Genomic DNA, 14,279 nt, shown 5'->3' with positions numbered 1-14,279 from the left:
GATATTCTATCAGATTTTAAAAAGACTGTCGACAGTCACTTTGTCAACAGTCTGAAAGAAGTCAAATCAAATTGACTTCTTTATTTTAGTTTATTCATTAATTCTTCAAAATCTGGTTTTTCAATTTCATGAAATTCAATGGTAACACTATCGTTATCTTTATAACGTGGAATCAAATGAACGTGGAAATGGTTAACACTTTGTCCTGCAGCTTCATGCACATTACTTAAAATGTTGATGCCATCACAATGTAGAGTTTGTTCCAATTTGTTGGCAAGCTTACTAGCAACTTCAAATACATGGTTGCGGGTTTCATCTGGACAATCTAAAAAAGAATCACAGTGTTCTTTTGGGACAACAAGCGTATGTCCATAAGAAGTAGGGTTGATGTCTAGAAAAGCGATAACACTTTCGTCTTCATAGATTTTATTGCTTGGAATTTCACCATTAGCGATCATACAAAAAATACACATAAGTATACGTCCTCCTTATTAAAAATAATACATCGTTTTAGATAAAATGAAAAGCCAGACTAAGGGGGTGTCTGGCTTTTCAATAAGGGGATAGAAAATAGTATGAATATCATTTACTGATTTCATACCGGCAAGGTCTTCAAACTCCTTGCTTGTATAGAAGTATACCATAAGTTGTGTCAAATAAAATGTGAAAAGTGTGGGAAAATATGTGATTTAATAAAAAAGTAGTATTTTCACCCCACTTTTTTGTTTTTTTTGACTCATTTTACAAAATTGATAGTGCTTGCGAGTGTCAAAAATGGGAAAATTTGGATTTTTCATGAATTATAAATATTGAGAACTAGTTTTATGCTATAATGTAAGCTAAGCGGAGGTTTTGAGATGATTGTAAAAACCATTCAGGAAATAACAAATATAATGCATGCAAATGTGCATGGTGATATTGATGATACAAGAAAAATACATGGTGTTGTGATTGATTCACGACAGGTGACAAAAGATGTTTTATATGTACCAATTATTGGTCAAAGAGTAGATGGACATGTATTTTCCAAACAAACAATTGAAGATGGCGCTTTGATTAGTTTGTGGCAAAAGGATCATCTTCCATATCCGAATTTTCCAGTTATTTTAGTTGATGACACGCTTAAAGCTATGCAAGATCTTGCGAAAGCGTATTTAGATGAGTTACGTCCATTAGTAATTGGTGTAACGGGTTCTAACGGAAAAACTAGTTGTAAAGATATGTTGTATAGTATTTTTTCACAAGAGAAAAAAACACAAAAAACGCAGGGAAATCGTAACAGTGAAATTGGTCTTCCATTAACTATTTTTGACTTTGATGAAGATATTGAAGTTGCGATTTTAGAAATGGGTATGGAAAACAAAGGCGAAATTACGCAGTTGACCTCCATTGCACAGCCTGATATTTCTGTGATTACTTCTGTAGGTTCAGCTCACATGGAAAATTTGGGCGGTAGACTTCAGATTGCTCAGGCAAAATGTGAAATTTTAGAGGGATTAAAAGAAAATGGCTTATTCCTTTATAATCATGAAAGTGAAGAAATAAAACAGGTTCTTCCTACTTTGAATACAGAAAATAAGAAAATCGTATCTTTTGGTCAAGGTGGAGATGTTTCTATCACAAGTGATATTAAATATGATAAAGAAGGAATTGTTTTTAACTGCAATATTCTAGATGCACCTGTTCATTTACGTGCATTTGGTGATTTTCAGGCTATGAACGCATTACCGTGTATTTTTATCGCAAAGGCTTGTCAATTAAAAGAGGAATCTATTTTAAAAGGATTGGCTGCTTTAGAAATGACAAAGATGCGTACACAGCTAATTCCAGTTTCAAATGCGTATATTTTAGATGATACGTATAAATCAAATCCAGAAAGCGCAAAGGCAGCTATTGATACATTGATGGAATTGCCTGCGCAAAAACATATCGCCATTTTATCGGATATGTTAGATCTTGGAAGTGAAGAAAAACAATTGCACTTTGATGTGGGCGAATACGCTAAACAAAAAGGTGTAGACGAACTATATTGTACGGGTCCTCTTTCTAAAGAAACAAGTGATGGTTTTAATGGAAAGTGGTATGAAACAAAAGATGAGATATATGAAGCTGTTAAACCTTTGTTAGATCAAGATTGTATTGTTTTGATCAAGGGTTCAAGAGCTATGAAAATGGATACGTTAGTAGATGCATTTAGGGGGAAAAAACAATGAGTAAATTACGTTTAGGTGTCATATTTGGAGGACAAAGTAGTGAATACTCTGTTTCATTGCATTCTGTCGCTTCTTTTTTACGTCAGATTCATGCTGATAACTATGATATGACTTTAATTGGAATTAATAAAAATGGACATTTCTATTTATATAATGGAGATGTGGATTCGATTGAACATGATACATGGCAAAGTGAAGAAACTTGTGTATCTTGTGCATGGGTAAATGGTGGAATCATGCCTTTGGATGGTTCAAACAAAGTGATTGAATTGGATTGTGTATTCCCAGTACTACATGGAAAAAATGGAGAAGATGGATTGATTCAAGGATTGCTTGAATTGATGAATATTCATTATGTAGGCTGTGATGTAATGTCAAGTGCTATGTCAATGGACAAAGAAATCATGCATATTCTTTGTAAGGAAGCAAATATTCCGTGTGCAGATTATATTTGTTTATACGCAAATCGAGAAAATCCTACATTTGAACAGATTCAAGAAGAGATTCCATTACCATGGATTGTTAAGCCATGCAATGCAGGAAGTAGCTATGGGGTTCATTTTGTAAATGATAAAGAAGAATTTGAAAGTGCATGTAAAGATGCTTTCTTCTATGATGGTCGCGGTAAGATCTTAGTTGAAAAAGTAATTAAAGGCTTTGAGATTGGTTGTGCTGTTATGGGAAATGAAGAAATCTTTACAGGATCAGTGGATGAAATTGAAATTAATGGTGGATTCTTTGATTTTGAAGGTAAGTATGAAATGAAGGGAGCAGCTATTTATTGTCCGGCTCGTATTGATGAAAAAACATTTAAAGAAGCACAAGAATTAGCTCGTAGAACCTATATTGCGATGAACTGCTGTGGTATGGCACGAATAGATATGTTTGTGACAGAAGATAAAGAAGTGATTTTAAATGAATTGAATACAATTCCAGGATTAACGGCTACTTCTCGTTATCCTTCTATGATGAAAGAAGCTGGAATTGAATTTGCGGATTTAATTGATAAGCTAATTGAATTAGCTATGCAAAGGACTATTGGAGCATGTTAGAAGCTTATAGTCGGGCTTGGACAGAAATCGACTATGATGCGATTGCGCATAATGTAGAAGAAGTAAGAAAGCTCGTAAAGAAAACAAAAATTATGGGTATCGTCAAAGCCAATGCGTATGGTTTGGGTGATGTCGCATGTGCTAAGGCTTTACAAAAATGTGGAGTGGATTATTTTGGCGTTTCGAGTGTGGATGAGGCTTTGAACTTAAGAAATGCAGGGATTCAAGATAATATCCTAATATTAGGGTATACACCTAGTATGCATTTTCACTATCTTCATGAACAAAATATTGTTCAATCTTTGATTTCTATTGAATATGCAAGAGAATTAAATGCGTATGCCAAGGAAAACAATGTAAAGATTCGTTGTCATTGTAAAGTAGATACAGGTATGTGCAGAACGGGAATTGTTTATCAAGAACAAGATAAACATATAGAAGATATTTATGAAGAGTATCATATGGAAAATCTATGTGTAGAAGGCATCTTCTCGCATTTCCCTGTGAGTGATTGTTTGGATGAGAATTGTAGATCATTTACGACCAAACAAATTCAATTGTTTGATGAAGTTGTTGATTTGTTGAAATCTCAAGGTATTGATCTAGGTATTCGTCATCTTCAAAATAGTTATGGAATTTTAAACTATCCAGAGCTGGAATATGAATATTGTAGACCAGGTCTACTTTATATGGGTGTGACGAGTGATGATCAAATTCCAATCCAAACAAATCCAGACTTTATTCCAATTATGTCTATGTATGCCAATGTTAGTTTGGTGAAATGGATATATCCTGGACAAAGTGTAAGTTATGGTCGTCATTTTGTGGCTGAAAAACCAACAAAAGTTGCAACAATGAGTATTGGATATGCGGATGGTTTACCACGTCTTTTATCGAATCAGGGATTTGAAGTGTTAGTACATGGCCAAAGATGTAAATTGATTGGAAATTTATGTATGGATCAATGTATGATTGATGTTACAGATGTAGATGATGTAAAAGAGGGCGATGTAGTGTGTATCGTAGGTCATCAAGGAAATGAAGTCGTTACTGTAGATCAAATTAGTCGTACGGCTAAGACTATCAACAATGAGACACTAACTTCGATTTCTTCGCGTGTACCTAGATTAAAGGTGCGCTCATGAAAAGACAGTATGCATCGATAGATATTGCACGTTATGTTTCGGCTTTATTAGTTGTATGTATTCATACATTTCCTTTTTTAGAAATTTCTGAAACATTTAATACGTACTTTATTCATACTGTATGTCGTTTGGCAGTTCCATTCTTTTTTACGACAAGTGGATTCTTCTTTTTTAGAAACTATGATTCAGAAAATGAAGATTTAAATGAGACTCGTTTAAAGAAGGCATTGATTCGTTTATTTCGAATTTATTTGATTTGGACAATTATTTATTTGCCATATACGATTTTTGATTATACGCACACGGGTTTTCATATTAAGTATTTATTTACATATGTAAGAGATTTTTTCTTGAATGGAAGTTATTATCACTTGTGGTTTTTACCAGCCTTAATGTTAGCGGACGTAATTGTCTATTGTTTGTATAAGAAAAAAGGCTTGAATTTCACATTGTTGATTACGTTTATATTATATTTTGTAGGTTACTTGATTAATGTATATACACCAATTTGGGAAAGTATTCCAGGTATATCCTTCTTCTTTGGTTTCTTTACAAAAACATTGTCAACCGCAAGAAATGGAATTTTCTTTGGTCCTATGTTCATTGCGATTGGGTTATTACTTTCAAGAACGCGTCGCTTGCCTAAAAAGGTTAGCTTGATTGGTTTCTTGATTAGTTTTGTATTATTCTTTGCGGAAGTATCTATATATCGTTATTTCGGTATTTTAAGAGATTTAACAAGTATGTATATTTGTTTGGTTCCCGCTATTTATTTCTTAGTGAATTATTTATTAAAAATCAATATTCCATACCGTAAAATGTTTACGATTTTACGTCATGATTCATTGATGATTTATACTTCACATATTTTGTTTGCCAAAATCTTCTTGGCATTGATGCCACATGCACATTTAGTTGTTTATTTCTTAACTTTGGCATGTGCACAATGTTTGGCAGGTTTTGTGACGCGTTATCAGGATCAATATCCGATCTTAAAAAAATTACTGTAAGCTTATGATTCGATTATTTCAGGTGAAATGTGCCAATGAAAATGAAATTGAGGCACAAATCTTAAAAAAACTGCGAATCCGTAAAGAAGACCTTTTGCAGTGGCACGTACATAGAAAAAGTGTGGACGCACGTCACCAGAAGGTCTTATTTTCGTATGTCGTAGATTGTAAAGTTAAAAATGAAAAGAAGCTTTTAAAGCTAAAAGATGTTTCTCTAACACCAGATGAAACGTATCATCCAGTAATGAGTGGAAAACATGCATTATTGGCTAGACCCGTTGTTGTTGGGTTTGGTCCTGCAGGTATGTTTGCAGCTCTGATTCTTGCACAATCTGGCTATAAACCGATTGTTTTAGAAAGAGGATCAAAAGTAGATGTTCGTAAACAAAAAGTAGAAACTTTTTGGGAAAATGGACAATTGGATGAAGAATGCAATGTTCAATTTGGAGAAGGTGGCGCGGGTGCTTTTAGTGATGGAAAGTTAACGACAAGATCGAAAGATTCATTATGTCGTAAAGTATTAGAGGAACTTGTTTCTTTTGGGGCAAAGTCTGATATTTTAATTGATCAGCATCCTCATATTGGTACAGATGCCTTCTTGGCGATTATTCGAAATTGTCGTGAAGAAATTGAACGTTTGGGAGGAACTTTCTATTTTGATACAAAGTTAGAAGATATTAAAGTGGAAAATGGTACTTTGAAACAAATCTATTTCAATCAACAATGGATAGGTTGTAATGCTTTAATTCTTGCGACTGGACATAGTGCAAGCGATACCATTTTAATGCTTCATCAACATGGTATTCATGTCGAAAATAAACCGTTTGCGGTTGGTGTTCGTATTGAACATAAACAAAATTATATCAATGAGGCTATGCTTCATGAATATAGTCAAGATGAAAGATTGATTCCAGCTCGTTATCAATTGACGTATACGGCATCCAATTCAAAAGGTGTATATACATTCTGTATGTGTCCAGGTGGCTACGTTATTCCAAGTTCATGTCAAAAAGATAAATTGGTTGTGAACGGAATGTCTTATGCGAGTCGTAGTGGAGAAAATGCCAATAGTGCATTGCTTGTGCAAATCAATGATTCAGATTATGGTAATGAATTGTTTGCCGGGTTAAAATATCAGGAAGACTTGGAAAAGAAAGCTTTTAAAATGGGACACGATTATAAGGCATGCGTACAACTTGCGAAGGATTATTTAGAAAATAAAATATCAAATCAATTTGAATCCGTATTACCAACCTATTCGATTGGTACAACGTTTTGTGATTTGAACGATTTATTCTCTAAAGAAGTCAATCTAGCCTTGCATGAGGCGTTAGAGCATTTTGAAAAGAAAGTGCCTGGCTTTGTTTCTGGTGGAGCCATATTAAGTGGTGTAGAATCAAGAAGTAGCAGCAGCGTGCGTTTAGTTCGTGATAAAGAATCTTATGTTTCGAATATTCAAGGTATCTATCCAAGCGGTGAAGGTAGTGGCTATGCAGGTGGCATTATGACAAGTGCTATTGATGGTATTCGTAGTGCCGAGCATTTGATTGAATACTTTGCCAAAGGGGAGTTTTAAATGAATATATTTGCTCCGAATTATTATGTTCAAAGTTTTAAAACTTTGAACATTCAAAAACTTCATGAAATGGGAATTCAATTACTTTTGTGTGATATTGACAATACGCTTGTGGCGTATGATGAAGAATGTCCAAATCAGGATGTGATTGATTTTATAAATAAATTAAAAATGAATGGAATTGAGGTTGCACTATGTTCAAATTCACCAAGTTCTAGAGGTAAGAATTTTGGTAAGCATCTTCCAGTTTCAAATATATATCCATTTTCGTGTAAACCATTTCCATTTTGTTTTAAAAAGGCAATGAGAGACCATGGCCTAAAGGCAAATCAGATTGCGATATTAGGTGATCAAATGTATACGGATATATTGGGTGGAAATATTTGGGGGCTTTATACAATTTTAACGGCTCCTATTGCGATAAAGGATCGAAATATCACAAAAGTATTTCGTTTCTTTGAAGAATTAATATATGGTTATTTAGAAAAGAAAAAATTATTGAAGCGAGGTGACTTTGATGACTAAATATTGTAAGGGTTGTGGTGTTTTACTACAAAACGAAGATGAAAATGCATTAGGCTATGTTCCTACTTTAGATGCTTCTTATTGTCAAAGATGTTATCGCATTCGTCATTATGGCGATGTGACAATCAATATGCAGCAGGGAATTGAATCCAACGCAACATTAGAAAAAATCAATAAGATTGATGGTGTGGTTTTCTGGGTTGTGGATTTATTTGCGTTTGAGGCTAACTTAATTTCGCGTTTGAATCAAAAACTTCCAGGTAAAGATATTGTGATGGTATTAACGAAGCGTGATGTCTTGCCTACAACTTTAACAGATGAAAAAATCATTAACTTTGTAAAGCATCGTCTTCACGAAGAAAATATTGTTGTAAAGGATATTGTGATTTGTGGCTATCTATTAAAGGAAAATAATAAATCTAGAGAATATTCATCACGTATTGTGAATGCGATTTTGAAATATCGTAAGAATCGAAATGTGATTTTTATGGGTGTTGCCAATGCAGGAAAATCCACTGTATTGAATCATTTATTGGCATCGAAAGATTTAACGACTTCTCAAAATCCAGGGACTACATTAGATTTAGTTCCAATTCCTTTTGAGGATTATACAATTTATGATACGCCCGGTATTGAGAATACGCATTCTTTATTAACGCATTTACAGCCTAAAGATTTAAAGACGGTCATTCCAACAAAACCAATTCGACCATTTGTTTCGCAAATTTTTGAGGATCAGTCCTTTGCGGCTGCAGGACTAGCAAGACTTGATGTGGTAGTGAGTGGTAAGGCAACAGTAGTTGGATATTTCTCTCGTTCTTTATCGATTCATAGAGGAAAATTAAGTAATGCGGATGCGTTGTGGCAAAAACATTTAAATGGTATGTTAGTGCCATGCGTAGATACATCCTTATTAACGATGCATACGTTCCATGCTCCTAAACTTGAGGGAGAAAAGATGGATGTTTGTATTCATGGTATTGGATGGTTCTGTATTAGTGGACAAGTAAAAGATGTATATGTAAAAGTACATAAAGGTATTCAGGTAACGTTTAGAAAGGCGATGATTTAATGTTAACGAGTCAAAATAAAAAATATTTAAGAAAATTAGGAATGGAGTATAGATCGTTATTCCAAATTGGAAAAGATGGTTTAAGTGATAATTTAATGGATACTTTATCCGATTCATTGGAGGCACATGAATTAGTAAAATGTAATTTATTAAAGACATGTCCAGTCGATGTTCGTGAGGCAGCTATTGAGTGTGCAAGTGCAACAGGTAGTGAAGTGGTTCATATTGTAGGACATACTTTCTTGTTGTATAGAAGAAGTAAAGAAAATAAATTGGGGCTTAAAAAATGAGAATTGCCATTGTAGGAGGTTCTTTTGATCCTATACATGATGGGCATATTCAAATGGCCAATCAGTCTTTGCAGGGATTAGGTGTAGATGAAGTATGGTTTATGCCAACGTCTAGTACGCCTTTAAAAGATCATGATCTGACATTGGATCAAGAGCGTTTAGCTATGATTGATTTGGTGGTTAAGAAAAACCCGAAATTTAAAGTTTGTACACTAGAACTTGAAAGAGCAGGTAAAAGTTACACGTATGATACGCTAAAGAAATTGATTGAAACATATCCGGAACATGAATTTTATTGGATCATAGGAAATGATCAATTGATGCAGTTTGACAAGTGGCACAATCCGAATGAACTTGTGAAGATGGCTCATTTTGTATGTTTTGATAGGGATGGAAAGCTTTCTGATTCAAAGTATGATATTGCGTGTATGACAATGCCGGCAGTTCCTGTTTCTAGTTCAGAGATTCGAATGGGAAATAAGTTGAATTATTTGCCTGAAGAAGTGTTGCGTTATATCTATCGAAATCGATTGTATGTGAATGATTTTGTGGCTTCTAGATTGACAAAAAAAAGATATAAACATTCTTTATCGGTTGCTCGACTTTGTGAAGAGTTTGCGTTGAACAATGGGTATGATATGCATATTGCATATTATATTGGTTTGTTTCATGATATAGCTAAATATATGCCAAAGGATGAAATGTTAAAATGGATGCAGAGTGTGTGTCCTGAAAACATGGAATATCCTGTAGCTGTATGGCATGGTTTTGTCGGGGCTGCTGTCACGAAAGATATCTTTTTAATTGAAAATCCAATTATTTATAATGCGATTTATCATCATGTATTAGGAACGAGTCAAGATCCATATGCGATGATGGTATTTTGTGCAGATAAATTAGATCCTTTGCGTGGATATGATTCTACTAAATTGATTGAGATTTGTAACAAAGATATTAAAGAAGGATTTGATTTGGTGGTTCAACAAAATCGTGAGTTTTTAAAGAGAGGATAAACATGGAAATTTTAGATATTGTAGTTCATGCGATCTGTGAAAAGAAAGCACAAGATGTACGTGTATATGATGTAACGAGTTTGACTCCATTTATGGATTCAATGATTGTTTGTTCGACTACAAATATTCGTCAGAATAATGCGATTGCACAAAACATTAAGGATCGTTTAAGAGAAGCTGGATATTTGGGGGATATGCATATTGAGGGTGACTCTGGTTCAAAATGGCTTTTAATTGATTTAAAAGAAGTTGTAGTCCATTTATTTGTGAATGAAGAAAGGCAGGTTTATAATCTGGATCGTTTATATTCGGATGTTCCAGTAAAAACGTATGATTTATAATACATTGGCACATTATTATGATGCTTTAGTAAAAGATGAAGAGGCATCTAGAGAATGGGTATCTTGGATTGAGAGTGAACTTGCACCTTGTGATTGTTTAGAACTTGCGTGTGGTAGTGGTGAGATTACTGAGATGCTCGTAAAAAAAGGCTATACGATGACAGCACTTGATTTGAGTGAAGAAATGGTGAAGCAGGCTAAGAGTAAAAACTTAGAGGGTTCCATTCAATTCTTATGTCAAGATATGCGTAATTTAAGTAATTTAGGATCTTATTCTGGTATTTTCTGTTTGTGTGATAGTTTTAACTATATTTTAGAGAAAGAAGAAATTGATGCGTTCTTTCATGAAGTGAGTCAACATTTAAAACCAAGTGGACTTTTCTTCTTCGATACACATTCGTTAGATCGTTTAGATGAATTTGATACGGAATATAATGAGACAGGTGCTTTTGAAGATGGTTGTCAATATCAATGGTCAATTATGGCAGAAGATGATTATGTATATCAGGATTTTGCGTTTTATATGAAAGACAAAGTGGTTCAGGAGCATCATATTCAAAGAGTATATGATCCAATATGGTTGAGTGATACTTTGTCGAAATATTTTGATGTTTTAAAAGTCACAACTGATTTTGATATTGAGGGGATTGCGCCTGGTGAAAAGTATTTTTATGTATGTAGAAAGAAGGTACAAGAATGATTGGGATTGTAGCGGCAATGGATGCTGAGATTCATGAATTTGAAAAGCGTATGGACTTAGTAGATCATACGAAGACAATTGCGGGATGCACATTAACATATGGAAAATGGCAAGGTAAAGATGTAGTCTTATGTAAGAGTGGTGTAGGTAAGGCATATGCAGCTATGTCTTGTACAATTTTGTGTATGCAAGGAAATATCGACAGCATTATTAATGTGGGTACAGCTGGTGGATTAACGCAGGATGAGCAAGTGTTGGATATTGTGATTAGTGATAAGGTTGTACAAGCCGATTATGATACAAGTCCATTAGATGGTCCTTCTGGTGTTGGATTGGTGTATAATAGTCATGAAAAATTGAGCCAAAGTTGTATTGAAGCGGCAAACGCTATGCAGATTCGCTATCATGTAGGTACAATTGCTTCTCAAGACTTATTTATGTCTAGAGATGAAGATTTTGAAAAATTAATGAATAATTTTCCAGACTCAATTTGTTCAGAAATGGAGGCAGGAGCGATTGGTGCTGTTGCCACACAGTTTAATATTCCATTTGTAATTGTGCGTTCACTTAGTGATGTTGTGCATCATAATGAAAATCCAATGGAATTTTCAACCTATGTTTCTAAAGCAAGTGCACAATCGGCTAAATTGATTGAAAATTGGTTGATGCGTATATAGTAAAAAGGAGGGGTAAGAATGGGACTAAAGCATAAGCGTAAAAGACAGCATGGAACAACAACGACAATGGCATTGGTCATCATTCTTGTTCTTGTATTACTTTTGATTTGGTCTGAGTTTATTAGTGGACCGAATCGCGTTAAGGAACAGATTTATACGCAAAGAATTGAAAAAATAATTAAACAAAATAAGAATATCCAAGGCTTGAGTGAGCATGTCTTTGATTACATAACATATCAGGGATATGATGATACAACTTTGTATTGGTACAATGCGAAGTCTGAATTGATTACTTCAAGAGATATTGAAACTTTGAATTATAAAAAGGCAAAACGCATTGCGAAAAAGAACTATAACATCAAGTGTGATTCGATTGCACTTGGATATGGCTACAACAATCCGGTATATGAGATTCGTGGATCGAATAAATTGATTTTATTGGATTATGATAGTTTTGAACGTGTTTATGAAAGGGGGATACGATAATGGCTGATTTTGATTTTAATGCACCTTATGTAGATCGTAGAACTTGGATCATTGATCATCTACAAAATTTGGTTTTAGAACCCAAAGAAATATTGGTCGTATTGTTGATTGATTTTTTCAACCAGCAGCATATTTCAATTGATCATGAATTGATTAGTGAAAAATTAAAAATCGGTGTGGATGAAGTGGAAGATATTTTTACAGAATTATCGGATAAAGGCTATTTGACTTTAGACTATGCGAATGGATCTTTGATTTTTAATATTGAAGGTATCTTTGAACTTTCTAAAGCCAGTGATACTTCCATTGATCGTTCTTTATTAGAGCAGTTTGAAATGGAATTTGCGCGTCCACTATCTTCAACGGAAATGCAAAGGATTATTGATATGGCCAGTATGTATGATGAGCGTCGTGTGATTTGTGCGTTAAATGAAGCTGTATGTAATGAAGTTTGCGATTTAAATTATATTGAAAGAATTCTTCAGAATTGGCAACAAAAAGGTTTGTCAACTGAAGATTTAGAGAATGGCAAGCGATGAATGCGAATGAAATTTTGGATGAAATGGAGAAGATTTTTCCAGATGCCAAGTGCGAATTGTATCATGAATCCCCATTTCAATTGATTGTTGCGGTCGTACTTAGTGCACAAACAACCGATGCGATGGTTAATAAGGTAACGCCTGCATTATTTAAAGCGTATCCTACGGCAGAAAAGATGGCAAAAGCCAATGTTTCTGAATTAGAGCCATACATAAAAAGAATTGGTTTGTATCGCAATAAGGCTCGTTCGATTTCGAATTTAAGTAAAGATCTAGTTGAAAGATATCATGGCCAAGTACCTTACACATATAAGGATTTAATGTCTTTAGCAGGTGTTGGAAGAAAGACAGCGAATGTCGTTCGTAGTGTAGCTTTTGATATTCCTAGCTTTGCGGTAGATACCCATGTCAATCGTGTCAGTAAGCGTTTGGGTTTAGCTAAATATAATGATTCGGTTGAAAAGGTTGAGGAAAAACTAAAACGAAAAATCGATCGTTCAAGATGGAATCAAGGTCATCATGACTTTATATTTTTTGGGCGTTATCTTTGTCATTCAAGAAATCCAGAATGTGAAAGATGTCCTTTTAAAAGCTTTTGTAAGAAAGATAAATATGAGAAATAATAGCACTACACTTGTAGTGTTTTCTTTTTGTATAGTGATAAAAGATAAAATAATAAAGTTGACAAATAGTTGGTAGAGCAACCACAATAAAATTAATATAATGATGGTGAAAAGGAGGAAATATGTATTATGAAGGCAAATATATTAATATTAATGGTTGGCTTGTTGATGAATTACGTAGTTGGTGTTGCATTTATATACTTATTTGTGTTGATTGTTAGGGCATTAAAGAAATATATTAAATCTGAACCTGTTAGAAAAGAGAAAGCAGAGAGTGCAAAGTCACTTGGAGAAGTGATTAAAAGATATCGTACGCAACGTAAAATGACGAAGAATTTGTGGCAGAGTCTTTAGGTGTTTCAAGACAGGCTGAATCAAAATGGGAAAGTGGTACATCGGATCCAAGTACAACGAATTGAATGGCTTTAGCTAAGCAATTTGGAGTCACTGCTGAAGAAATTTTAAAGGAAGTTAAATAAATTTATTGTATAGTCGATGATGAATAGAAATATTACAACAATCGTTTAACGAAGAGTAAAGGAAGTATGAATATGAAGATTATTAAAGTTGTAGATGATGAAGAAAAAAAGAAAATCACAAGAGCTATATTAGAAGCATTGCCTGAATGGTTTGGGATTATAGAAGCACGCGAAAAATATATTCTTGATAGTGTAGGAAAAGCTTTCTTTTGTGCCATAGAAAAGGATAAGGTTGTTGGATTTTTGTATCTTAAACAAACAGGTAAAGCTACAGTTGAACTAGCTGTAATGGGTGTATTAAAAGAATATCATCGTAAAGGAATTGGAAGAGCACTATTTGAATACGCAAAGGAAAGTATACAGGAAAGTGGATATTCGTTTATCCAGGTAAAAACAGTGAAGATGGGAATGTATGAAGATTATGATTGTACAAATAGATTTTATATTTCATTAGGGTTTAAAGAATTTGAAGTCCTGAATTCGTTGTGGGATGAAAACAATCCTTGTCAAATTTACGTAATGGGGATATGAGGTGACA

General features: G+C 34.0%; 18 protein-coding genes. 17 read left to right on the top strand and 1 reads right to left on the bottom strand.

Going from position 1 to position 14,279, the window contains the following annotated elements:
* Nucleotides 1-80: 80 nt before the first annotated feature.
* On the bottom strand, nucleotides 81-473 hold the full coding sequence (locus tag KTQ83_RS05895; protein WP_117571107.1) for an HIT family protein: 393 nt from the start codon (nucleotides 471-473) through the stop codon (nucleotides 81-83).
* A 384-nt stretch (nucleotides 474-857) separates the two neighbouring features.
* Between KTQ83_RS05895 and KTQ83_RS05890 the strand changes: the two genes are divergently transcribed.
* The 17 genes from KTQ83_RS05890 (at nucleotide 858) to KTQ83_RS05810 (ending at nucleotide 14,272) form a co-directional block, all read left to right on the top strand.
* A complete protein-coding gene (locus KTQ83_RS05890) occupies nucleotides 858-2,213 on the top strand; it encodes a UDP-N-acetylmuramoyl-tripeptide--D-alanyl-D-alanine ligase (RefSeq protein WP_217256208.1) in 1,356 nt (451 codons plus the stop codon).
* Nucleotides 2,210-3,265, top strand: coding sequence for a D-alanine--D-alanine ligase family protein (locus KTQ83_RS05885; protein ID WP_217256207.1), 1,056 nt, complete (start codon nucleotides 2,210-2,212; stop codon nucleotides 3,263-3,265). Before KTQ83_RS05890 ends, KTQ83_RS05885 begins: the two co-directional genes overlap by 4 nt.
* Nucleotides 3,259-4,410 (top strand): alanine racemase, encoded by a 1,152-nt coding sequence (alr, locus tag KTQ83_RS05880; protein ID WP_217256206.1) that lies wholly within the window; start codon nucleotides 3,259-3,261, stop codon nucleotides 4,408-4,410. Before KTQ83_RS05885 ends, alr begins: the two co-directional genes overlap by 7 nt.
* The gene (locus tag KTQ83_RS05875; protein ID WP_217256205.1) at nucleotides 4,407-5,420 is read left to right on the top strand and encodes an acyltransferase family protein; all 1,014 of its coding nucleotides are present in this window, start codon (nucleotides 4,407-4,409) and stop codon (nucleotides 5,418-5,420) included. Before alr ends, KTQ83_RS05875 begins: the two co-directional genes overlap by 4 nt.
* 4 nt (nucleotides 5,421-5,424) lie before the next feature.
* On the top strand, nucleotides 5,425-6,996 hold the full coding sequence (locus KTQ83_RS05870) for an NAD(P)/FAD-dependent oxidoreductase (RefSeq protein WP_186998359.1): 1,572 nt from the start codon (nucleotides 5,425-5,427) through the stop codon (nucleotides 6,994-6,996).
* Nucleotides 6,997-7,521, top strand: coding sequence for a YqeG family HAD IIIA-type phosphatase (locus KTQ83_RS05865; RefSeq protein ID WP_186998358.1), 525 nt, complete (start codon nucleotides 6,997-6,999; stop codon nucleotides 7,519-7,521).
* Entirely contained in the window at nucleotides 7,514-8,593 is a 1,080-nt protein-coding gene (locus KTQ83_RS05860) for a GTPase (RefSeq protein ID WP_186998357.1), read from the top strand. Before KTQ83_RS05865 ends, KTQ83_RS05860 begins: the two co-directional genes overlap by 8 nt.
* Nucleotides 8,593-8,883 carry a YhbY family RNA-binding protein gene (locus KTQ83_RS05855; protein ID WP_117571115.1) on the top strand — a complete coding sequence of 97 codons (291 nt, stop codon included), beginning with the start codon at nucleotides 8,593-8,595 and terminating at the stop codon, nucleotides 8,881-8,883. Before KTQ83_RS05860 ends, KTQ83_RS05855 begins: the two co-directional genes overlap by 1 nt.
* Nucleotides 8,880-9,896 carry a nicotinate-nucleotide adenylyltransferase gene (locus KTQ83_RS05850; protein WP_117924335.1) on the top strand — a complete coding sequence of 339 codons (1,017 nt, stop codon included), beginning with the start codon at nucleotides 8,880-8,882 and terminating at the stop codon, nucleotides 9,894-9,896. The genes KTQ83_RS05855 and KTQ83_RS05850 overlap by 4 nt, the downstream gene beginning before the upstream one ends.
* A 2-nt stretch (nucleotides 9,897-9,898) precedes the next feature.
* A complete protein-coding gene (gene rsfS / locus KTQ83_RS05845; RefSeq protein WP_117924337.1) occupies nucleotides 9,899-10,237 on the top strand; it encodes a ribosome silencing factor in 339 nt (112 codons plus the stop codon).
* Nucleotides 10,227-10,937, top strand: coding sequence for a class I SAM-dependent DNA methyltransferase (locus KTQ83_RS05840; protein ID WP_186998356.1), 711 nt, complete (start codon nucleotides 10,227-10,229; stop codon nucleotides 10,935-10,937). Before rsfS ends, KTQ83_RS05840 begins: the two co-directional genes overlap by 11 nt.
* Nucleotides 10,934-11,614, top strand: coding sequence for a 5'-methylthioadenosine/adenosylhomocysteine nucleosidase (locus KTQ83_RS05835; protein WP_117924341.1), 681 nt, complete (start codon nucleotides 10,934-10,936; stop codon nucleotides 11,612-11,614). Before KTQ83_RS05840 ends, KTQ83_RS05835 begins: the two co-directional genes overlap by 4 nt.
* 18 nt (nucleotides 11,615-11,632) lie before the next feature.
* Nucleotides 11,633-12,100, top strand: a complete 468-nt coding sequence (locus tag KTQ83_RS05830; RefSeq protein WP_186998355.1) for a hypothetical protein — start codon at nucleotides 11,633-11,635, stop codon at nucleotides 12,098-12,100.
* A complete protein-coding gene (locus KTQ83_RS05825) occupies nucleotides 12,100-12,639 on the top strand; it encodes a DnaD domain-containing protein (RefSeq protein ID WP_186998354.1) in 540 nt (179 codons plus the stop codon). Before KTQ83_RS05830 ends, KTQ83_RS05825 begins: the two co-directional genes overlap by 1 nt.
* Nucleotides 12,636-13,262, top strand: a complete 627-nt coding sequence (gene nth / locus KTQ83_RS05820) for an endonuclease III (RefSeq protein ID WP_117924347.1) — start codon at nucleotides 12,636-12,638, stop codon at nucleotides 13,260-13,262. Before KTQ83_RS05825 ends, nth begins: the two co-directional genes overlap by 4 nt.
* Nucleotides 13,263-13,391: 129 nt before the next feature.
* On the top strand, nucleotides 13,392-13,616 hold the full coding sequence (locus tag KTQ83_RS05815; RefSeq protein ID WP_244975789.1) for a hypothetical protein: 225 nt from the start codon (nucleotides 13,392-13,394) through the stop codon (nucleotides 13,614-13,616).
* 197 nt (nucleotides 13,617-13,813) lie between these two features.
* Nucleotides 13,814-14,272 (top strand): GNAT family N-acetyltransferase, encoded by a 459-nt coding sequence (locus tag KTQ83_RS05810; RefSeq protein ID WP_217256204.1) that lies wholly within the window; start codon nucleotides 13,814-13,816, stop codon nucleotides 14,270-14,272.
* The last annotated feature ends 7 nt before the right edge of the window (nucleotides 14,273-14,279 follow it).

The sequence above is a fragment of the Holdemanella porci genome, assembly GCF_019052655.1.
Classification (GTDB): Bacteria; Bacillota_I; Bacilli_A; order Erysipelotrichales; family Erysipelotrichaceae; genus Holdemanella; species Holdemanella hominis.
Note: the sequence above shows the minus strand (reverse complement) of the source record. Positions and strands in the feature narration are given on the sequence as shown.